This window comes from Enterococcus sp. FZMF (assembly GCF_030263915.1).
Taxonomy (GTDB): domain Bacteria; phylum Bacillota; class Bacilli; order Lactobacillales; family Enterococcaceae; genus Enterococcus_D; species Enterococcus_D casseliflavus.
In genome coordinates this window covers 1,365,897-1,387,236 of sequence record NZ_CP127160.1, presented here as the reverse complement: position 1 = coordinate 1,387,236, position 21,340 = coordinate 1,365,897, and the positions used below count along the sequence as shown (strand labels likewise).

General features: G+C 42.6%; 17 protein-coding genes and 1 pseudogene. 3 read left to right on the top strand and 15 right to left on the bottom strand.

What is annotated here, in order from left to right; all coding sequences use genetic code 11:
• Positions 1-12 precede the first annotated feature (12 nt).
• The 3 genes and pseudogenes from QN079_RS16670 to QN079_RS06645 form a co-directional block, all read right to left on the bottom strand.
• Positions 13-1,217, bottom strand: a pseudogene (locus QN079_RS16670) (ABC transporter permease).
• Positions 1,214-1,888 (bottom strand): ABC transporter ATP-binding protein, encoded by a 675-nt coding sequence (locus tag QN079_RS06650; protein ID WP_289230554.1) that lies wholly within the window; start codon positions 1,886-1,888, stop codon positions 1,214-1,216. The pseudogene QN079_RS16670 and the gene QN079_RS06650 overlap by 4 nt, the downstream one beginning before the upstream one ends.
• Positions 1,872-3,101: an efflux RND transporter periplasmic adaptor subunit gene (locus QN079_RS06645; protein ID WP_289230553.1), complete on the bottom strand. Its 1,230-nt coding sequence runs from the start codon at positions 3,099-3,101 to the stop codon at positions 1,872-1,874. Before QN079_RS06645 ends, QN079_RS06650 begins: the two co-directional genes overlap by 17 nt.
• A 244-nt stretch (positions 3,102-3,345) precedes the next feature.
• Here QN079_RS06645 and QN079_RS06640 point away from each other — a divergent pair, with 244 nt between their 5' ends.
• Positions 3,346-4,491: a sensor histidine kinase gene (locus tag QN079_RS06640; protein ID WP_289230552.1), complete on the top strand. Its 1,146-nt coding sequence runs from the start codon at positions 3,346-3,348 to the stop codon at positions 4,489-4,491.
• 18 nt (positions 4,492-4,509) lie between these two features.
• Positions 4,510-5,187 carry a response regulator transcription factor gene (locus QN079_RS06635; protein ID WP_016610236.1) on the top strand — a complete coding sequence of 226 codons (678 nt, stop codon included), beginning with the start codon at positions 4,510-4,512 and terminating at the stop codon, positions 5,185-5,187.
• Positions 5,188-5,376: 189 nt separating this feature from the next.
• Here the strand turns inward: QN079_RS06635 and QN079_RS06630 are convergent, their stop codons facing one another.
• The 6 genes from QN079_RS06630 to QN079_RS06605 all read right to left on the bottom strand — a co-directional run bounded on the left by QN079_RS06630 (position 5,377) and on the right by QN079_RS06605 (position 14,414).
• Positions 5,377-6,927, bottom strand: a complete 1,551-nt coding sequence (locus QN079_RS06630) for an IS1182 family transposase (RefSeq protein ID WP_289230551.1) — start codon at positions 6,925-6,927, stop codon at positions 5,377-5,379.
• Positions 6,928-7,105: 178 nt separating this feature from the next.
• Positions 7,106-9,178, bottom strand: a complete 2,073-nt coding sequence (gene glyS, locus QN079_RS06625; RefSeq protein ID WP_034868511.1) for a glycine--tRNA ligase subunit beta — start codon at positions 9,176-9,178, stop codon at positions 7,106-7,108.
• A 1-nt stretch (position 9,179) separates the two neighbouring features.
• Complete coding sequence (gene glyQ, locus QN079_RS06620; protein ID WP_005225852.1) at positions 9,180-10,091, bottom strand: glycine--tRNA ligase subunit alpha; 912 nt, start codon at positions 10,089-10,091, stop codon at positions 9,180-9,182.
• Between the two features lie 15 nt (positions 10,092-10,106).
• The gene (locus QN079_RS06615; RefSeq protein WP_015509542.1) at positions 10,107-10,346 is read right to left on the bottom strand and encodes a hypothetical protein; all 240 of its coding nucleotides are present in this window, start codon (positions 10,344-10,346) and stop codon (positions 10,107-10,109) included.
• Between the two features lie 298 nt (positions 10,347-10,644).
• Positions 10,645-12,402 (bottom strand): glycoside hydrolase family 35 protein, encoded by a 1,758-nt coding sequence (locus tag QN079_RS06610; protein ID WP_289230550.1) that lies wholly within the window; start codon positions 12,400-12,402, stop codon positions 10,645-10,647.
• Positions 12,402-14,414 carry a beta-galactosidase gene (locus QN079_RS06605; protein ID WP_289230549.1) on the bottom strand — a complete coding sequence of 671 codons (2,013 nt, stop codon included), beginning with the start codon at positions 14,412-14,414 and terminating at the stop codon, positions 12,402-12,404. The genes QN079_RS06610 and QN079_RS06605 overlap by 1 nt, the downstream gene beginning before the upstream one ends.
• Before the next feature lie 121 nt (positions 14,415-14,535).
• On the opposite strand from QN079_RS06605, the gene QN079_RS06600 reads away from it, so the two are divergent.
• Positions 14,536-15,342, top strand: a complete 807-nt coding sequence (locus QN079_RS06600) for an AraC family transcriptional regulator (RefSeq protein ID WP_005225848.1) — start codon at positions 14,536-14,538, stop codon at positions 15,340-15,342.
• On the opposite strand, the gene recO is transcribed toward QN079_RS06600, so the two are convergent.
• The 6 genes from recO to QN079_RS06570 all read right to left on the bottom strand — a co-directional run bounded on the left by recO (position 15,336) and on the right by QN079_RS06570 (position 21,184).
• Entirely contained in the window at positions 15,336-16,109 is a 774-nt protein-coding gene (gene recO / locus QN079_RS06595; RefSeq protein WP_005225847.1) for a DNA repair protein RecO, read from the bottom strand. The genes QN079_RS06600 and recO overlap by 7 nt on opposite strands.
• Before the next feature lie 93 nt (positions 16,110-16,202).
• Positions 16,203-17,102, bottom strand: coding sequence for a GTPase Era (gene era / locus QN079_RS06590; RefSeq protein WP_005225846.1), 900 nt, complete (start codon positions 17,100-17,102; stop codon positions 16,203-16,205).
• 35 nt (positions 17,103-17,137) lie between these two features.
• Positions 17,138-17,527: a diacylglycerol kinase family protein gene (locus tag QN079_RS06585; RefSeq protein ID WP_016610244.1), complete on the bottom strand. Its 390-nt coding sequence runs from the start codon at positions 17,525-17,527 to the stop codon at positions 17,138-17,140.
• Positions 17,511-17,987, bottom strand: coding sequence for an rRNA maturation RNase YbeY (gene ybeY / locus QN079_RS06580; protein WP_289230548.1), 477 nt, complete (start codon positions 17,985-17,987; stop codon positions 17,511-17,513). Before ybeY ends, QN079_RS06585 begins: the two co-directional genes overlap by 17 nt.
• Positions 17,987-20,188 (bottom strand): HD family phosphohydrolase, encoded by a 2,202-nt coding sequence (locus QN079_RS06575; RefSeq protein WP_289230547.1) that lies wholly within the window; start codon positions 20,186-20,188, stop codon positions 17,987-17,989. The genes ybeY and QN079_RS06575 overlap by 1 nt, the downstream gene beginning before the upstream one ends.
• 21 nt (positions 20,189-20,209) lie before the next feature.
• Positions 20,210-21,184, bottom strand: coding sequence for a PhoH family protein (locus QN079_RS06570; protein ID WP_005225842.1), 975 nt, complete (start codon positions 21,182-21,184; stop codon positions 20,210-20,212).
• Positions 21,185-21,340 lie beyond the last annotated feature (156 nt).

Here is a 21,340-nt window from a genome sequence, read left to right as displayed (position 1 = left end):
AACACCTTCCTTTTATTCATAGCGTAATGCTTCGATCGGTTTTAATTTCGACGCTTTATAAGCGGGCAAGTAACCAAAAATCGTACCGATCAGCATTGAAAATGACACACTGATCAAAATGGATAACAATGAGATCGTCATCGGATACTCTAACAGACGCAAAGCGATCAGACTGATCAACAGACCGACGATGATGCCAATCAGCCCCCCGATCACCGATAAAACGATTGCTTCTGTCAAAAATTGCTGCAAAATCACTTTACGTTTGGCACCCAATGCTTTCTTCAAACCGATCTCTCTGGTACGCTCTGTCACACTGACCAGCATCGTATTCATTACACCGATCCCACCGACGAGTAAGGAAAAGCTAGCAATTCCCCCCAGCAAAATCATATTCGATCGATTGATATCATCAGTCATTTTCTGCACTTCATCATAGTTGCGGATGGAAAAAACAAAATCTGAAGGCGGAATACTCTTGGTCAATTCATGGCTGGCTTGGACGACTGCTGATTCTAAGACGTCCGCATTCGTTGCCTGAAACAGCACTGTTGGCCTTTGGTTGAGCTTTCCTTCGACGAAACTTTGGCTGCCTCGAGGGATGAAGACATATTTCCCTGACAGTTGCTCCGTGTCAGAAACAGCTACGCCAACGATGCGAAAGGGCGTCCCATTGATTTCGATCAGTTGATTGATAGGATCACGATAGGAAAAAAAATTTCCGCCAAATCTTTCGTAATCACCGCAACTTGTTTTTGTGTCTGCAATTCGGTTTCAGTCATTGCTCTGCCAGCAAGGATCGTATGGGGCAAAATTTCAAAGAACCCGCCATCCATGCCTAGCACTGTCGTATCGGTTTGCTGGTCTCTTTGGAAAACTGTCAGATTGGCTTCATAGAAAAAGCTAACGTTCTTGGCGTGATCAATGGTCAGCAACTTTTGCAGCTCTCCTTCTGATAGTTGCGGGGCGTAATCAGGCAAACGATCATTTCTGCCGCTTTCGCCCGCTAAAAAAGCACTTCTGGCGTCATATTCGATCCGCATCGAGTTAGTATCACCACCAATCAGCTGCTTTTTCATGTTCTCAGTATTTCCGTTGATGATACTCACAATGGAAATGATGGAGGCAATCCCGACAATGATTCCTAGCATCGTCAACAAGGAACGCAAACGATGCTGGTAGATTGCTTGAATGGCTAAGCGAATATTTTCGGTCATCTTGTGCCCTCCTCAACAACTTCACCATCTTTAATGACGATTTGCCGCTTTGCATAGTCCGCGACTTCTTGTTCGTGGGTAATCAAAACCACTGTTTTTCCTAGATGATTCAGCTTAGTAAATAGCGCCATGATCTCATGACTATTAGCGGTATCTAAAGAACCCGTCGGCTCATCCGCTAAGATCACATTTGCTTCTCCTGCTAATGCCCGAGCAATCGCTACTCGTTGTTTTTGCCCCCCTGACAACTGATTGATCCTAAAATCGATCCGATCCCTCAATCCGACACTTTCTAAAGCGTGAATTGCTCGAGTCGTTCGTTCTTCCTGATTGACACCAGCATACAAGAGCGATAAGGCAGCATTTTGTAAAACGGATAGTTTGGGCAACAGTTCAAAATTTTGAAACACGAAGCCGATTTTTTGATTGCGGATCTCGGACAGTTCATCTTCACTCATTTGACTGGTATTTTTACCATCAAGTAGATAGCTGCCCGTTGTTGGCGTGTCTAAACAGCCAATAATATTCATCAAGGTCGACTTGCCTGATCCCGATCGGCCCATGATGGAAACAAACTCGCCAGCATTGATTGTTAAGTTGATTTTTTTCAAAACGTGAATCTCACTAGTACCCTGTGGGAACGTTTTGCAGACATCAATCAGTTGGATCATTTGGTCTCACATCCATTCCTTCTTGGATCCGAACTGTTGGGAAGACGAGCGCCACTTGCATATCCAGTTCACTTTCTAACAGATACATGGCTTCATCCGTTTCATCTTCCATGATTTCCACGGATAGTTTACTGATTTTATGGTCCTCAACGACGTAGATGAAGGGCCTATCTTCTTCATAAAACACGAACGATTTGGGCAGCTTGATCGCGGTTTGCTCTTCCACAATGCGTTCTACAAAACAATGGATGCCAATACTAGGTGGCTCTTCACTTTCATCTAAAACGACCTCAAAACTAAATTGCGACAAATTGGGGTTTGCGCCTTGTTCTTCAACCACTACCGAAGGCTCTTTCATATCCCCAACTCGGGTGATCTTTCCAGTCCATCGCTGACTGCCGCCATTACGGTCTCTAAGTTCAACTTTTTGACCAGGCTCAAGTTGATTGCGGCGAAATTCATCCACAGTCCCTTTTAAAAAGAGCCGACAGGTATCAACGATCGTCATAAAAGGATTCTCTGGAGTTGCTTCACTTGCGCTTCGATTCATATGTCGTTCGTCCACGTCTTTAACGATTCCATCAATTTCGGCTTCCACGACGTCCGAGCCATGCTGCTCTTTGACTGAACGTAGTTCTAATTCTGCCCGTTCCAGCTCTAATTCGGCATCGCCAATGCTGCTTTCCAAGTTTTGCGCTTCTAGCAGTAATTGACTTTGCTGCATTTCCAAATCGGTTTTACGATCTTCCAACCCTTCTTTGTCCTCTTCTTCCGCACTGGCAATTTTTTGTTTCGTCTCCTCCAGCTGATTCGTGACCTTATTGTATTGTTCCCATTTTTGATTCGTTTGCCGTCTTGCTTGTTCCACAGCTCTCGAGCGATTTGCCGTCGCCTGTTCTGCTTCTTTAATGGCCAAAGCCCCCTCAGGATTAGAGTAAACAAAAAGAGCTTGCCCTGCTTTGACTTGATCCCCTGCCTCTACTTTTTTCTCAACAACTGATCCTCTTGAGCTATCCACCTTGACTTCAACCGTTCTTGCTGGTTCAACGACTCCTACTAAGTAAAAATCTGCTCTCGGTTGCAGATCTTGCAAAGTTATTTGAGTGATGGAAGGTTCTTCACGACGAGCAATCCCCCAGGCACTCGTCCAGCCTAAACTGCCGATGATCAGTAAACTACTGATGATCATGAAACTCTTTTTTGATTTGTTCATATGCTTTCTCAAACATCTCACCTTCCTGATTGGTTAATCGAATGACCACCTTTATTTAACCATTGAATCAATTTCCGTTTTGAACGTTTCTCTTAATATCTACTGAAGATTTCTTAAGAAAATAGAATTTTTCCGTTCTTTTTTTATTAATATGAAGAATTCTTAAGAAGAATTAGCTATTCGCTCCTACTCCTCTTTGCTATAATCAAGAAAGAATCAAGAACGAGTTAGAAAGGACTGTTTCATGCGTAGTAAATATTCTTCATTTGTCTTTTTTCTGGTTGGCTTCTTCTTATTGGTAGGAGCCTTATGGCTATTAAAGGAAACGAGACTCATTCAAATGGTGCTGGATAATTTTTTTTCAAACCTCGTTTTACAGGAGGTTGTGGAATCAAGTGATGGCGAAGGCGGGATGATCCTTGGTACATTTGTCGACTGGCGCCCTGTTAAACAATTGTTCTTGGCATTCTCCCTCTTTCTCGTTTTTGCCGTTACCTTGATTTGCTATTTTAGTTATCGTTATGTTTCAAGGAAAAAAATTGCAAGGATCGCCGAAGGAATTCAGCTCTTTTTTTCTCAATCGGAAGCAAGTTCGACGGGCAGCCTAGCGATCGATCATGAATTATTAAAAATAAAAGATACGATGAACCGCAATGAGGCTCTTTTAAAGGAAGAAACACAGCGCACCAAGGACTTGATCACCTATTTGGCGCATGACTTAAAGACTCCCTTAGCTTCAGTGATCGGCTATCTCAACCTATTGTTGGATACGAAAAACTTGACCAATGAACAAATGACGCAATCCTTGACGATTGCTTTAGAAAAGTCTGAGCGTTTGGAAACGCTGATGAATGAATTTTTCGACATCACCCGTTTTAATCTGCAAGACATCCAATTGTATCAAGGGGAACTTGATTTCGTCTTCTTACTGAAGCAAATCCAAGAAGAATTCTATCCGCTGCTGAAAGAAAAAGAACAAACCATCTGCTACTCTGGACCAGAGAGCTTGAAATTAAAAGCCGATAGTGAACAGTTGGCGCGAGTGTTAAACAATCTGTTAAAAAATGCCATTGCCTATGCGCCTGATCAAACCACGATCACAATGCAGCTAACCGTAGACGAACAAGCAGCAACTTTTATCCTAGCGAATCAAAGTGAACCGATCGAACAAGAACAATTGGAGGCATTATTTGAAAAATTTTATCGTCTGGATCAAGCTCGTTCAACCAAGACAGGTGGAGCAGGTCTCGGATTGGCGATCGCCAAAGAAATTATTTTGGCGCATCAGGGAACGATCCGAGCTGCTAGCAAGAACAATGAGATTCAAATGATCGTCACATTGCCTTTAGCGACAAATCAACATGAAAAAACGAGAAAGTCAGTTAACTGAAAAGGAAGGTCAATACGAGTGGAAAAGATACTTTTAGTTGAAGATGAAAAAGAAATTTCAGATTTGATTGCCTTTTATTTACGAAACGAAAATTTTTCTGTCATCACTTGTGCAGATGGGAATGAAGCTCAGGTACAGATCGAGCAAAACAGCTTTTCTTTGGCGATTCTTGATGTCATGCTGCCAGATATCACAGGCTTTGACCTGTGTAAAATCATCCGCAAAAAGCATCATTACCCAATTATTATGTTGACAGCTAAATCTGAGGAAATCGATAAGATCACTGGTTTGACAATTGGTGCCGATGATTACATCACCAAGCCCTTTCGTCCGTTGGAAGTGATCGCTCGGGTGAAAGCTCAGATACGCCGCTCGACTCAATACAACGGCTCAGATCAAAACAAATTGATCGTGAGGGAGTTGGAATTAGATGTCAATAAGCGAAAATGTTTCTTGCAAGAAGAAGAACTTTCCCTGACGCCCATCGAATTTTCCATTTTAAAATTATTGATGGAGCGAAAAGGCCAAGTGGTAAGCTCTGAGGAAATGTTTCAAGAGGTTTGGGGCGAAAAATATTACACGTCTTCCAATAATACCATCATGGTCCACGTTCGAAACCTTCGGGAAAAAATGCACGATACCCACAAGAAGTCCTCTTATATCAAAACCGTTTGGGGGATCGGCTATAAAATTTAACACCAAAAACCGTCCTTTCATTGTACGAAAAGGACGGTTTTCTTGGGACTGAACACAAGTAAATCGAGAAACATAGAAAAAAGGGGGCGTGACATAAGTTAACTAGTTACGCTCTCCAAAATATAAGGAGCACTCGAAAATCATGTGATTTTTCGAGTGCTCCTTGTTTTTTTATTCATTTTGGGTAGTTCAAGTACCTATTTTTGTCAATTTCATCATATTGATTGCCGTAATGAGTAAACCCGTCTGTTTTCTGACTTTTTCTAAGCCCCGAACCGTGTATCGAGTGAAACCCAAACAAGCCTTCATAAATCCGAAGACTGTTTCCACGTCGATCTTTCTCCGACCATATATTTTTTGAATTTCAGGCGTTGATAAACGCTCTTTTTGTTTTTCTTTATAGTACTCCCAAGATGGATTTACAGTGATTTTTCTTAGATTCCCCTTTGGGGTCAAGGCTTCAGGAATGAGCACTTGATTCACATCCGTTTTTTCTGCTTGGTATTCTTTAAAATCTCGGACAAAGCCATCCGCATCTGTTCGTTGACGGTAGGCATGAAAATTAAATCGTACCCCTTTGGGGTCGATGTAAAAGTCCTCCTTAGGCTCATAATCCCAATTCATTACTTTCCGGTCATCTGTCTGCCATTTCTTGCTTTGTTCTTTAAACATCGTTCCATAAGGAATCAGTGCAGTATGCTGGGGAAGTTCATCTTCTATATAGCGGTAATTGCTTTCTGAACCATAGCCTGCATCGGCGACCAAATAATGAGGGGACTTTTGTGCGATCTTCATTTTTTCCAGTAATGATTTCAGTGTCTTAGTGTCTGTTGGGTTTTGAAATACCTCATAACCGAGCACAAATTGATTACAAGTAGCGATCTGCAGGTTATACGCAGGCTTAAGTTGCCCATTTTTCATAGGGTCTTCTTTTACGCGCATGAATGTCGCATCATGATCAGTTTTTGAATAACTGTTTCTTGTCCCATAAGTAGAAAACTGCGTTTGATGTTCCAGAAGTTTTTCTCGTTTTGTATTTAATTTGCGTACTTGGCTTTTCAACGTTCGCCGTTGTTGTTTCGCTGGATTTGGCGAAAGACGTTTCGTTGCCTCAACTTCTTTTTCTAGTTCTTCCAGACGTAGTTCCATCCGTGTTAACAGTTCATCTATCATGTCTACTGTCAAGGACGTCCCTTCGGGAATCTGTTTCAGGGCATACGCTTCTCTTAGTTCCGTCATCATAGTAAGCAGTTTTTCGCGATTCATTTGATCGAATCGGATCGTGTTTTTCTTCCAGACAAAGCTGTACTTATTCGCATCTGCCAAGATTTTTGTACCGTCGATAAACAACGCATCATCAATCAGATTCCGTGCACGCAGATACTCTGTCAACTGATCTAAGCCTTTATTGGTCAACTCCTGCACATCGTTAGATACACAAAAACGGGCGATCGTTCGATAAGTTGGAACCCGTTCTTGCTTCAACCAGCGAGCATAGAGGTTTTCTTCAGCTAAGCGTTCAATCTTGCGACTTGTAAAGGTTTCTCGCGTATACGCAAAAAGAACCAACTTCAACATGGCACCTAAATCATATTCTCTTGGTCGACCAAAAAGATAGGGTTCATTAATCTGAAGCGCTTCGACCAGTTCATGGATAAAAACGGCGACATGATTTTCTTTTGGAGAAAATGAAGTAGATAGATCCAAAGTGAGTTGATTCATGTTATAATTAGTATACATTTTGTTTAGTCCTTTCAGGATTAAATGATGGGGCATTGGCGGCAACCGGTGCTCCTTTTTATTTTACCCAAAAAACCGCAAGAAATGAACGCTTTCTCGTCATTTTTTGCGGTTTTCTTCTATGGACTTATGTCACAGTCCCTTTTTTTATTTAGAAACGTGCAACTGCAAGCTTCTTTTATTTCGTAATCAAAGCATCTAAACTAGCCACTGCCAGACTCATCTTCGCGATTTTATCCAACAAGGCAAAACGGTTGCGGCGAATCTGTTCATCTTCCACCATGACCATTGTTTGATCAAAATAAGCTTCGATCAATGGGCGCAGTGCCACTAAGCTTTGGTAGTTTTCTTCCATCGTTTGATGTGGGAACTTGTCCTCTACTGTTAAGACCGCTTCATACAAGGCAGTTTCAGAGTCGTTTTCAAACAAGGCAGGATCAATTGCTGCTTGATCCAATTCGGCTTTTTTCGCTAAATTGATCACCCGTGTCAAAGCTTCCATCGAAGGTTTGAAGTCGGTGTCTTGCAGATGTTCTCTTAACATTTGAGCCGTTTCAAACAACGTACTGATGTCTGCTTGACGTGCGCCTAAGACAGCTTCGATGACATCATGACGCGTATTTTTGCTGAGTAAGAATTGACGCAGACGACCTTTCACAAAATCGGTCACTTGTTCTTGACCAGCGGCAAGTTGAATCCCAAAAACTTCTGGTTGAGCATTAATGGCTTCACGAATTTCTTCTTGCAACTGAGCAAATGGGAAGTACCAGCGCTTTTCAGCTAAGATGCGGATAATCCCGTAGGTTTGACGGCGTAAAGCATAAGGATCGTTTGAACCGCTTGGAACCATATCAACAGCGAAGAAAGCAAGTAAGCTGTCTAATTTATCCGCAATCGCTAAAACAGCCCCGATTTTTGATTGTGGCAGCTCGCCTTCTGCTGAGATCGGCATGTAGTGTTCACGAATCGCTTGGGCAACTGCTGGTTTCTCTCCTTGGATCAGGGCATATTTTTCCCCCATGATCCCTTGCAACTCAGGGAATTCGCCTACCATATTGGTCACTAAATCAAATTTATAGATTTGAGCTGCCCGTTGAAGGTCGGTCAGTTCTTCTTGTGTTAAACCAACGGTCTTCCCGATGATTTGCGCTGCTAGTCCGACACGTTGCATTTTTTCATATAAGCTGCCGATTTTTTCGTGGAAGGTGACTTGTTTAAGTTTTTCCACGCAATGGTCAATGGTCAGCTTTTTGTCTTCATTGTAGAAAAACTCAGCATCTTCTAGACGAGCGGTCAGGACTTTTTGGTTTCCTTTGATGACATTATCGATTTTCACAGCATCTCCGTTGCGGGCAGAGATGAAGTGCGGCAGCAATTCTCCGTCAAGGGTGCGGACATCAAAGTAACGTTGATGTTCTTTCATAGAAGTAACTAATACTTCTTCAGGGACAGAAAGATATTTTTCTTCAAAGTCCCCTACAAAGGCTGTTGGGTATTCAACTAGATTTGTCACTTCTTCTAGTAAGTCTTCATCTAAATCGATCCGCCAGTTGTTTTCCTGAGCGATCGCATTGATTTGTGCGGTGATCATTTGTTGACGTTCGCTTGGATCAGCGATGACAAATTGATGCTTCATTTTTTCCAAATAGTCGTCCGCATGATCAAACGTGACCGCCTCACCTAAGAAACGATGACCTTTTGACTCGCGACCGGTAACAATATCAAGGATTTGGAAAGGAATGACTTGCTCACCAAAGAGTGCTACGATCCAATGAATTGGTCGGATATATTCAAAATCGTAGTCTGCCCAGTGCATCGTTACTGGGAACGTCAAACTCGTGATTACTTCCTGCAATCCTTTCAATACCTCAACGGTTGGTTGACCTTGGGTATGTTTCGTTACATAGACATACTCAACACCTTTTAATTCACGGAAGGTGATGTCATCGGTTGTCAATCCTTGTCCACGAACAAATCCTTGAGCTGCTTTCGACCAATTGCCTGCATCATCTAATGCGATTTTTTTCGCTGGTCCTTTGACCTCTTCTTGCGTATCCGCTTGTTTTTCAGGAATACCGGTGACATAGACAGCCAAGCGGCGAGGTGTGGAATAGGCTTCGATCGTTGTATAAGGCAACGCATGAGCATCTAAGAAAGCTGCCGTTTTTTCTTGTAATTGTTTCATACTTGGGGTTACGACATGCGCAGGTAATTCCTCTAAGCCGATTTCTAATAATAGGTTTTGTGCCATCTTATTTTCCCTCCTCAATCAGTTTTTGCGCCACTTCTGGATCAAGCAATGGATAACCGAGGTTTTCCCGTTCTGCTACAAATAGTTTTGCTACTTGACGTGCCATGTTACGGATACGTGCGAGGTACCCAGCACGTTCAGTGACGGAGACTGCACCACGTGCATCCAACAAATTGAAGGTATGGCTGCATTTTAAGATATAGTCGTAAGCTGGATGAACTAAGCGTTCATCGATACAGCGTTTTGCTTCTTTTTCAAAACGATCGAAGTTCCCTAAAAGCAAGTCTTGGTCACTGACTTCAAAGGAATATTTTGAATGTTCATACTCAGGTTGGCGGAAAATCTCACCATATTTGACACCTGCAGACCATTCAAGATCGTAGACACTTTCAACTTCTTGAATATAAGATGCTAGACGTTCTAAGCCGTAAGTGATCTCTGATGTCACTGGCTTACATGCTAAGCCGCCGACTTGTTGGAAGTAAGTAAACTGAGTGATCTCCATTCCGTCTAACCAAACTTCCCAACCAAGACCTGCACAACCCATTGAGGGATTTTCCCAGTTATCTTCGACAAAACGAATATCATGTTCTAATGGATCGATCCCTAAAAGACGCAGGCTTTCTAAATAAAGCTCTTGGATATTTTCAGGAGAAGGCTTCATCACGACTTGGAACTGGTGGTGCTGATACAAACGATTTGGGTTTTCCCCGTAGCGGCCATCAGCTGGACGGCGAGAAGGTTCTACGTAAGCGGCATTCCATGGTTCTGGACCGATTGCACGTAAAAATGTATATGGGCTCATGGTTCCAGCCCCTTTTTCTGTATCATAGGCCTGCATCAGCATACAGCCGTTTTCAGACCAGAATTTTTGCAGGGTCAAAATCATCTCTTGCACAGTTAGTTTACTCATCTTTTTCTTCCTTTCTTATAACGCATTGACGACAGGATAAAATTCGACAACTGATCCAGGGATCAATTTCACTTCGACCACGACATCTGCTTCTAAAACATCCGATAAGTCGTAAAGCATTTGGTCTGGACTCGTTGTAAATTCATGTAAAAGCTGTTCATCCTTTAAAAGGCGAACTTGCAATGGAATACTTGCTAATACTTTGAGCTTTTTTTCGGTAAACGCACTTGCTGGAATCGTCATATCAAATAACATAAAAACCCTCCTTTGTTTTTGGCTATTCTTGGTGTGAAACATAAAAAAGTCCCTATATCTATACAAAGTGTATAGATATAGGGACGATAAATTCGCGGTTCCACCCTACTTCCGACAAGTCGGCAGCTTCATTGATCATGCTCACGGACGCCTGCGAAATAAGGTTCCAACTTGGCTTTCACTCTCCCAAGTTCGCTTCATGGAATGGTCTTCTTTCTTTCTTCCGATCATAGCACGGATTCGATTACCCTTATGATAGTAGTTGAAGCTAGGGTTTGTCAATGATTAATTTGAACTTTTATGCTTCTGGGCCTAAATCCGCCTGATCATGAAAGACGATCTCATCAGCGATTTTCCCATCACTTTCAAAAACGATGATCTCATTTATTCCGATTTTTAAAAACGGTGCTGGGACGTACAAGCGCTGCTGCGGTCCTTTTTCCCAGAAACGGCCGATCGTATGACCATTGACTTGGACAAACCCTTTACCCCAGCCTGGCAATTCGATAAAGGTATCTGCACATTCATCAAAAACACATTCAAAGCGTGAGAAACTTGGTTGTCCTTTTTGCCATTTTCCTTGGAAATCAATGGCATGCAAATTATCCATCGGTAAGGGATAGATTTCCCAGTTGCTTTGGAAGGCGCCATTGATGATCACACCGTCTTTGATGCCTTTGTGCTGATGGTTCATTTTTACAGAATAATTGACCCGCCCCATATTCTCCACCAAGATCCCCAACTCGTTTTCTGATTCTGATAAATCGAAACTGTAGGTTTGACCGATTTCTTGATCGTAATCGATGCGCAAAAGTTCCTGGTTGATAAACGTATGGGCACGATCCATCGTATTGATCAGACGGTAGTCGGCAATCTTCCGAGCAGGCCCAATCAGTGAGCGATAATAGATATAACCTGTCGCTTGATTGCAGGCTTCCATCGATAACGGGTAATTACTTATAATCGGTTGACTGATCGTGTCGATCGTCGAAAACAAGGAGACTCGTTCTTTCACTGAGAATGTTCCATAAGCTTTTCGCTCAATTTTCATACTCAAGGGAAACTCAGGAATTTCCGCATAGTCAGCGATCACTTTTTTGAAGGCTTGGTATTTGGCAGTAGGTTCTCCCCATTCTGTCAACAAGGCATCGTAATCATAGCTAGTGACATCCGGCGCTAAGCGTTCGTAATAGTTTGACCCGTTCATAAAGCCAAAGTTAGTCCCGCCATGAAACATATAGATATTGACAGAACCTAATGTTAAACAATCCTGCAATTCCTTTACTGCATCTTGTGTTGTGGTCGTATGGTGCTGGTCGTCACCCCAGGCATCAAACCAGCCGATCCAAAATTCCATGACCATCAGTGGCCGTTTTTCTCCGTAAAATTTTCGAAGTTTTTCAAAATTTTCCTTGATGTTGGAGCCGCAGTTGATCGTAGGCAATGCCAAGTCTTTGATACTGCCGTTTTCTAGCATATCGTGCCAAGGTCCGTCAGAGGTCACTAACGGCGTTTCTACACCATGCTGCCGCATCGCAGCCACCATTTTCCGCAAATACTCTTTATCATTGGCGTAGCTGCCGTATTCATTTTCTACTTGCATCATTATAATCGGACCGCCTTGGGTGATCTGCAGATCCCGCACTTGTGGAAACAAATGGGCGAAATAACGAGTGATTTTTTCCATAAATGGGGGATAATCAAACCGAAGCTTCATCATAGGGTCTTGCAATAGCCAATAAGGCAGTCCCCCAAATTCCCACTCCGCACAAATATAAGGTGCTGGTCGCAAAATGACATAAAGCCCTACTTCTTGTGCCGTTTGGATAAATCGCCGCAAATCAAGGATCCCATCAAATTGATAGACACCTTCCTGTGCTTCATGAAGATTCCAAGGAACATAGGTTTCGACGGTATTACAGCCCATCAAGCGTAGTTTCTCTAAGCGATCTTGCCAATATTCAGGAACGACACGAAAATAATGGATCGCTCCAGAGATCACTTTAAAAGGCTTGTTGTCTAAATAAAAGTCATCTTCAATAGCAAAAGTTCGCATCAGTTACGCCCCTCTTTGACGATATAGGTGGTGTATTGCGTCAGCATCATTTCTGAAGAAAGAACCTCGCCCGTCAGAAGATCCGTTTTTCCAACAAACATTTCTGGCAGCGGTTGTGCTTCTTCGTGGAAATTGATGATGACGAAAAATTTCGCCTCTGCATTTTCACGACAGGCAATTTCTAGTTTTGTTGCCTCCTCGATCACTGGGGTAATATCGGACTCTTCGACGATTGTTTTGAAAAGCTGATCTTGCAGCTGATCTTCCAACTGTCCACCAAAGTAATAGACGGTTCCATAGCCAAATGTATTTTTGGTCACTGCCGGCATTCCTGCATAGAAATTGCTCGTGTAATGCGCTAGCGCTTCGGCGTTTTCTAAATGGATCAAATCGCTGACTAAGTTACTTGTTCCTGAAAGATCTTCATTGACTAACGAAACCCCGTTTGATTGTTCTGGGGCTAATGCATCGATTTCTTCCACCCAGATGCCAGCTAACTCCCGCAAGGGGCCAGGATAACCGCCTAAGTGAACATTGTCTGATTGATCAACGATGCCGCTCATATAAGTCGTAAGTAAAGCACCACCTTGCTTAACGAAATCAGTTAGCCGCTCTTGCATCCCTTCTTTGATCATGTACAGAACCGGAGCTGCGACTAGCTTGTATTTTGATAAGTCAGCATCCACGGGAACCAAATCGACCGCAATATTTTGTTCGTAAAAATAGCGATAGTAGCGATGGATCTGTTCCACATATTTCAGGTCAACGGTTGGACCACTCGTATATTCTAAAGCCCAATAATTGTCCCAATCGAAAATCACAGCAACCTGTGCTTGGGTTTGCGTGCCAATGATGTCTGAAAGCTGCGCTAATTCAGCCCCAAGAGCTGCTGTTTCTCGGAAAACCCGCGTGTCTTCATGACCGACATGTTCGATGACGGCACCATGGAATTTCTCACAAGCACCAATGGAACGTCGCAATTGGAAGTATTGGATCGTATCTGCCCCATGAGCAATCGTTTGGTAGCTTTGCGCCCGCATCTGTCCTGGTTTTTTTAATGAATTATAAGGCTGCCAGTTTTGTTGGGAAGGTGTTTGTTCCATCAGCATAAAGGGTTGCTGTTTTAACCCGCGCATCAAATCATGGGTCATGGCTACTAAGCTCCATGGCGTATTGTACGATGGATAATTATCCCACGAAACAAGGTCCATTTCCTTTGCCCACTTAAAATAATCCAGTCCTTTAAAGGTTCCCATCAAATTCGTTGTAATCGGTGTTGTTGGATCGATTTTCCGAATAGCGTCCCGCTCCATCATGTAGTTTTTTAAAAGACTATCCGAGTTGAACCGTCGGTAGTCAATAGAAATTCCTGCAAATGCCGTCTTGTCATAGCCGATTCCTTCTGACAGCGCATTTGGCAGCACGATTTCATTCCATTCATACACGGTATGACCCCAAAATTCCATATTCCAGGCTTTATTCAGTGCTTCGATCGTATGATATTTATCCTTTAACCAGACACGAAACGCTTTTTCACAGTTGTCGCAATAACATTCGCCGCCGTATTCATTATTGATGTGCCAACAAGTCACTTGTGGATTTTCGCCGTAACGTTCGGCTAATTTCGTTGCCAAGCGTTCTGCGTATTTTTGATAAACCAAACTGTTGGGACAGGCATTGTGCCGTTGCCCAAACTTATGATGGCGTCCATCATAATCGGTGCGAGCGACTTCTGGATACTTCTTAAACATCCAAGCTGGCAAAGCAGCTGTGGAAGTGGCTAAGACGATGTCGAAACCTTCCGTACTTAATTTTTCGATGATTTGATCCAATTCCTCAAAATCATAACAATTTTCAGAGGGTTGGATCTTTGCCCATGAAAAAACATTGACGGTCGCGCTATTGATACTTGCTTTTTTAAAGATCCGAATGTCTTCTTCCCAAATCTCTTTCGGCCACTGATTTGGATTATAATCGCCGCCAAATAGAATTCTATCAAAAAATTTTGTCATGTAAGTGAACGCTCCTTTAAAATAAAATGATTTCTACTCTCTTATTGTAAGGCTTTTCATTCTGTTGTAGTATAATACATGAAACACTATTTTATAACATTTCGAAACACGGAGGTACACTATGCCTATCTACTTTTATCAAACCAATCAGCAGCTGCCTTTATCTCTGGAAAGCATCGGCAACGATTGGGCGCAAGATGACGTCGCTCGTCCTGATGGCTATCCCTACTTCCATTGGCTGCAAACCGAGCAAGGGGAAGGCCGAATCACATTTGGTCAGGAATCGTTTATCTTACGTCCGAATGAAGGCATTTTGATTTTTCCTTTTACGCCCCATCGCTATTATCCATTGACTAACTGGAAAACATCCTTCGCCACATTCCAAGGCCCTTTGGCAGCTGAGGTGTTAAAGCAGTACACGAATCAGCCCTATATACTAGCTGAAGAGTCAGAAACCTTTTCTTATGTCACCTGGATCAATCAACGGATCAAAGAAGACCAACAAATCAGTTGGGACCCGCTACGGGCTTCTAGCGAATGTTACCGCTTTTTATTGGCGATCATGCAAGAACGCTCAGGGAATCCGACAGAAAAACACCCGCTGTTCCAACAATATCTGGTTCCCGTTATACAAGAAATCGAAACGAATTACGATCAGGCGATCACGATCAAAGAACTAGCAGGGCTCGTCTATGTGTCACCACAGTATCTCTCACGTTTGTTCCAACGTTTTTTGGGGCAATCTACTGCACAATATTTATTGAACTACCGCATGACCCGAGCCAAAGAGCTTTTGGTGGCACAGCCAGATCTGCCCATTCAACAAGCTGCCTTCGCAGTGGGGTTTCAAGATGCAAGTCACTTTACAGCATTATTCAAAAAAAGAGTCGGCTTAACTCCATTAAAGTTTCGCCAACTCTATCATTGATTTTTCGGTTTTAAGACGTCTTGCCATTGCCCCATCTGATCGATAAACTTCTTACTTTTTAAATGAATGCCCACATATTCATCATATAATAAATCAATCACTCGCCGGATCGCGGCTTTCGTTTCTGGCTTTAATTTGATTGAAGCAATCTGCTCGTAGGATATTTGCGAAAATAAGCGAATAAAATGGATCGCCCGAGAATCAGCATGATAACGACGTTCGTCCATCCCCCAGTGCTGTTCACATAAAATACCGCTATATTTTGAGGAATAGTCAAACCGACCGTCGGTTTTTCCGCAGATCGCACAATGGGTCCAATTCGGGGTGATCCCGAAACGGTGCAAAATCTGGATCTCAAAAATATTAGTGATGATCTCTGCGTCGTTTTCTTGATCCATTAATTGCAAAGCCTCATGTAAAAATTGGTATAGATGTGGGTCATAGACTCGATCATCAATAGCAGAATCAGCCAAATTCAATAAGTAGGTTGCATAACCAGCAATAAAAATATCACTTTGGATCGTACGAAAAGGATGGATGTCTTTGGCATTGTTTAAAAAGGACAAGCCTTCCGTTTTGATGGTTCCCATGTAGGTGGCTTCAGTATAGGAGAGCAGCGCTGGTGCCAAGGGGTTGTTTTTCCGATGGGCACCCTTGACATAAAACATTTGCTTCCCAGCAGATTCCGTAAAGATTTTGACTAGCTTGTCTTTTTCTTTATGGTCTTTTGAAAAAAGTAAGATTCCTTTTGTTTCAACAAGATTCATCGTCGCACCCCATTTCTTTAAAAAAACTGATCCAGTTCGCTAACTGCATCAGTTTTTCTTCATTAAAACAGATCATGTTTGATCTGCATGTCATCAATACTCATCTTTGCGATAGCCATAATCTGTTAAGAATGTTTGCTTGTCGCGCCAATCTTTTTGAACTTTTACCCATAATTCCAAGAAGACTTTGTCATCTAACAAGTGTTCAATGTCTAAACGAGCTTTCGTACCGATCTGTTTCAGCATTTTTCCGCCTTTGCCGATGATAATGCCTTTTTGACTGTCACGTTCGACAATGATCGTCGCTTGAATATGCACCTTGTCATTGTGGTCTCGTTTCATGGAGTCAACCACGACCGCTACTGAGTGAGGTACTTCATCTCTGGTCAGTAGCAAGACTTTTTCCCGCACCAATTCGGAAACAATAAAGTATTCTGGATGATCCGTGATTTGATCCTCTGGGAAGTACTGAGGCCCTTCAGGCATTTCATCGATCAGTAGCTTCATTAACGTTTCGAAATTATTGCCTTCTGTTGCGGAAATCGGTACGATCTCAGCAAAGTCCATTTGTGAGGAGTAGTCTTCAATAATTGCCAATAAGGCATCTGGATGGACTTTATCAATTTTATTGATCACGAGGAAAACCGGTGTCTGACTTTGGCGCAATCGTTCGATAATAAAATCATCGCCCTTGCCACGCTTTTGGTCCGCACTGATCATAAATAGCGTCACGTCAACTTCTCGCAGAGCACTATAGGCGGTTTCAACCATAAAATCGCCTAAACGGTGTTTGGGTTTGTGGATCCCTGGTGTATCGATAAAGATCAGCTGTGCGTCATCCGTCGTGTAGACCCCTTGGATTTTGTTACGGGTCGTTTGCGCTTTGTCACTCATGATCGCGATTTTTTGTCCTACGACTCGATTTAGTAGTGTTGATTTCCCAACATTTGGCCGCCCGACGATCGCAACGAAGCCTGATTTGTGTGTTGTCATTGTTGTTCCCCTTTATCTTGTGGTTTTGGTGAGCATCAGAAGAGCTGCAGCAATTTTGGCAAGAAGATGATCGCTGCGACGACTAATGCAAAAACTGCAGTCATCAGCACGGCACCAGCAGCCATATCTTTGATTTTTTTTCCAATAGGATGGAAATGGAAATCTGTAAACATATCTACGACGTTTTCAAAGACGGTGTTGATGATCTCAACGATCCAGACTAAGAAAACAGCTAGCAGCAACCAGAGCCATTCCATTTGACTCAAACGGAAAATAAAGCCCGCAATGATCGCAACGATTCCTAGTGCAACATGTTTACGCATATTGCGTTCCTCTTTAAAGACGGTTTTTATACCAGTGAAAGCAAATTCGATCGACGAAATAAATTGTTTGTTTTTCCCAATATTCTTATCTTTTGAGTCCATAGGCATCCAGTATTTCCTTTTGCAATCCAAACATTTCCTTTTCATCTTCAGGTGTCATATGATCATAGCCATTGATATGCAAGAAACCATGTAACGCCAAGAAACCCAGCTCCCGATCATAGGTGTGCCCGTATTCAGCAGCTTGTTCTTTCGCTCGTCCAATGGAGATCATAATATCTCCAAGATCACGCGGCAGCTCTTCAAGGGCTTCGTCAAAAATGATCGACAGCTCTTCGTCTGTTTCTTCTTCAAAGGCAAAACTAATGACATCTGTTGGCATATCTTTACCGCGGTACTCCCGATTGATTTCTTGGATCGCCGCATTGTCCATAAATGTGACGGACATTTCTGTATCCTCTGGAAGTTCTAAATGTCCTGCAGCAAATTGCAGCAGTCCTTCGATCTCTTTGATCTTGGTTTCCCCCACTGAATTTGTCTCATCTAAAAAAGTAATCTCCATTAGCGCTCTCTTCTTTCTTGTTCTTCTTTCATTTTCTCTGCTTCCGACTTCATTTTTGGATATTTGATCCGTGAATGGAAGGTACTGCAAAGTCCGTTGACCAGTGATTTTTCAATCATTCGGATTTCTTTCAAAGTCAGGCCTGTTTCATCCAGTTGACCGTCTAAGATCCGATCATTGATGAGATTTGCAACAAATTCTTGAATCTTTTGATTTGTTGGATTTTCCATCGCTCGAACAGCTGCTTCACAACTATCCGCGATACTCACAACGCCAGCTTCTCGTGTTTGCGGTTTTGGACCAGGATAACGGAAATCTTCTTCCGTTACCTCGGGATTACGCTCTTTGGCTTTCACGTAGAAATACCGCATCAAGGTCGTGCCATGGTGTTGACGACAAATGTCGATCACCATGCGCGGCATTTTGGCTTCTTCGAGAATTTCCGCCCCATCGATCACGTGACCGAAGATGATTTGTTTGCTGTCTTCAGGCAACAAGAAATTATGCGGGTTTTCGGCACCAGCAGGTAAATTTTCTACGAAGAAATTGGCATGTTTGACCTTGCCGATATCATGGTAATAACAAGCCACACGAGTCAGTAAGCTTTGCCCGCCGATTTCGGCAACAGCATTGGCACTAAGATTGGCAACCATCATACTGTGATGATACGTTCCTGGCGCTTCTTCCAGCAACTGTTTTAACAATGGATGATTCGGGTTACTCAATTCATTTAACACGATCATACTCTCATCCGTCACCAACAATTCGATGTAAGGATGTAGTCCCATCGTTAGCAAATAGCTTAAGAGAGAGCCTGCTAAACCACAAATGATCGTGGTCCAAGTGTTCCCGCGAGCAAAATCCATTCCTTGGAAAATCACCAGCACAAAACTCAGTAAGAGCGGAAAGACGATCACCCACGCTACTGCCGTTTTCCCTTGACTAGCGATGCGGGCGCGCTTGATCATCGTTCCCATCAAGCCAGAGAACAAATAGGTGACTAAGACGGTCGTCAACAAGTTGGTTCCGCTAGAATCAAAGTAAATAAAGAGTGCACTGATTACTTGGAAAATCGCAGACAAAATCCCCAAACGACGGCTGGAGAAAATACTCAGGATCAACGGTGTAAACGCAGCTGGGAAAAACAGCGGGATAAAGGTCACTAATTCAGATTGGAAAAGTTGGAAAAACTTCATGATCAAAATACTGAATGCCATTGCCAAAATATAAAACGTGACCGCATTCATCCGTTTTTCCACGTCTTTCGTCTGTTTCGTGTAATAAAACACCATCAGCATCTGTAAGACTGTTGCTAACACTAAAGCGATCAATGGAAAAACAGAAAAGGTCTGATTAGTCATTCCTAAAAGCTGCAGCTTCTCTAGGGCATTGGCATCGATCTGCGAGCCCTCACGGACAATGATCTCTCCTTGATAAATCATCACTGGAGGAACAGCATCCATGGCGGTTTGCCGTGCTTCTTCTGTCCGTTTTTCATTTGGGATATCGTTCACGACGATTCCTTGATTGACTAAGAAACGTAAGACAGAAGCCATATCTGAGCTAACATCTAAGAACTGGATCTTATCTTCCGCCTCAGAACGGAACGTACTTAATTCCGTTTGGCGGATCTGTTTCGCCATTTGTTCATCTATTAATTGTAGCGCATAGGTACGAACTGTATTTAATTCATCATCCCTTAATGAGAACATCGTCGTCAAAAAATTATTGGTAAATGACTGATAAAAATCTAGTTCATCATCACTCATTTTTTCAAATTCTTGTTTTAAGGCTGCGATATATTCATCTGTACTAGGTTTAGGGATATTTTCATCCTCATCGGCTTCAGCCACTTTTTTTTCATGAGCTTCATCCACTGATTTTTTGACTGAAGCAACTAAGTCAAATAAATGATCGATACGATCATGCTGCGTTTGCGCCAGTGTATCCTGATACGTGTACTCTGGTGGTACAGCTTCGGCAGCCAGTTTACGTTTTTGTTCCGTCGCAGCGGTATTTTCGATCGTTTTATTGGCACGGATATTTTCTTCCGCCACTTGACCTTCGCTATAATCGACATTGTTTTGTTTGACGCTGGTGTACATGATACCAATCGAAAAAAGAAAGAAAAGGAACATCAAAACTGGTAGATAGAATTTCCCAAGTCTTTCTCTAAATTTCCGTAGTGGTTGAATGATCATAGTTCTCCTCCTAAAAGACGATCAGCGCTTGTCTTTAAGATCTGCTTCTTCATATGCGCGAATGATCTCGGCAACAACTGGATGCCGCACGACATCTCCTGCTTCAAAATTAGCAAAAGCAATTTTAGGGATCTCTTGTAACGTTCGTTCGGCGTGGATCAGGCCGCTTAAAGTCCCTTTTGGCAAATCGATCTGGCTGGTATCGCCATTGACGATCATTTTAGAGTTGAATCCTAAACGGGTCAAAAACATTTTCATTTGAGCGATCGTCGTATTTTGCGCTTCATCTAAAATGACAAAGGCATCTTCTAGCGTACGTCCACGCATATATGCCAATGGTGCGATCTCAATGACGCCTCGTTCCATGAGACGGTTCGTATGATCCATCCCAAAAATTTGATACAACGCATCATAAACGGGGCGTAAGTAAGGATCAACTTTTTCTTTCAAGTCTCCTGGTAGGAAACCAAGATTTTCTCCTGCTTCAACGGCGGGACGTGTCAAAATGATTTTTTGCACTTGGCCTTTCTTTAGAGCTGCAATTGCCATTACGACTGCTAAGAAGGTCTTTCCGGTTCCAGCGGGGCCGACACCAAACACTACATCATGTTTACGGACGGCTTCGATATATTTTTTTTGCCCAGCATTTTTCGCTCGGATCGGTTTGCCGTTACGGTCTTTGATGATCTCTTCTTCATACATATCTTTGAAATAATCAAGACTGCCCTTATTCACCATATTCAACGCAGTGATCACATCAGGGGTACTGATATTGATGCCTCGTTTGATCAACTCTTGCAAAGCCCGAATCACGGATTGTGCCTTTTCAGCGGCTTCAGTTTCTCCTACGATTTGGATCAGCTCACCACGAGTGTGAATGACCGTTCCTGTGGAGTCTTCAATAATTTTGATGTTCTTATCGTGGGCACCTAATAATAAACGAACGTCATCGTTTTCACTAAGTGTTATCTCGATCGTTATTGTTTTGTCTGTCAAATATGTTACAGCTCCTTTTTTGGCGTTCTTATTAATAATAACATAAGATGGAAAAAAGAAAAATTACTTATCAAGCACAACAGTCGTTTCCCCTTGTCCTTATGCTTTTTTTAAGTTTTCGAAATCAGAAAAAAAAGCCACAAGCATGTCATCCAT

Bases quoted from the DNA above. Each gene is read 5' to 3' on its own strand.
- QN079_RS06650 (WP_289230554.1), bottom strand. From the start codon at position 1,888: ATGATCCAACTGATTGATGTCTGCAAAACGTTCCCACAGGGTACTAGT.
- QN079_RS06585 (WP_016610244.1), bottom strand. From the start codon at position 17,527: ATGGACTCAAAAGATAAGAATATTGGGAAAAACAAACAATTTATTTCG.
- QN079_RS06605 (WP_289230549.1), bottom strand. From the start codon at position 14,414: ATGACAAAATTTTTTGATAGAATTCTATTTGGCGGCGATTATAATCCA.
- era (WP_005225846.1), bottom strand. From the start codon at position 17,102: ATGACAACACACAAATCAGGCTTCGTTGCGATCGTCGGGCGGCCAAAT.
- recO (WP_005225847.1), bottom strand. From the start codon at position 16,109: ATGAATCTTGTTGAAACAAAAGGAATCTTACTTTTTTCAAAAGACCAT.
- glyQ (WP_005225852.1), bottom strand. From the start codon at position 10,091: ATGAGTAAACTAACTGTGCAAGAGATGATTTTGACCCTGCAAAAATTC.
- QN079_RS06615 (WP_015509542.1), bottom strand. From the start codon at position 10,346: ATGTTATTTGATATGACGATTCCAGCAAGTGCGTTTACCGAAAAAAAG.
- QN079_RS06630 (WP_289230551.1), bottom strand. From the start codon at position 6,927: ATGTATACTAATTATAACATGAATCAACTCACTTTGGATCTATCTACT.
- QN079_RS06600 (WP_005225848.1), top strand. From the start codon at position 14,536: ATGCCTATCTACTTTTATCAAACCAATCAGCAGCTGCCTTTATCTCTG.
- QN079_RS06640 (WP_289230552.1), top strand. From the start codon at position 3,346: ATGCGTAGTAAATATTCTTCATTTGTCTTTTTTCTGGTTGGCTTCTTC.
- QN079_RS06575 (WP_289230547.1), bottom strand. From the start codon at position 20,188: ATGATCATTCAACCACTACGGAAATTTAGAGAAAGACTTGGGAAATTC.
- glyS (WP_034868511.1), bottom strand. From the start codon at position 9,178: ATGGCACAAAACCTATTATTAGAAATCGGCTTAGAGGAATTACCTGCG.
- QN079_RS06645 (WP_289230553.1), bottom strand. From the start codon at position 3,101: ATGAACAAATCAAAAAAGAGTTTCATGATCATCAGTAGTTTACTGATC.
- ybeY (WP_289230548.1), bottom strand. From the start codon at position 17,987: ATGGAGATTACTTTTTTAGATGAGACAAATTCAGTGGGGGAAACCAAG.
- QN079_RS06610 (WP_289230550.1), bottom strand. From the start codon at position 12,402: ATGCGAACTTTTGCTATTGAAGATGACTTTTATTTAGACAACAAGCCT.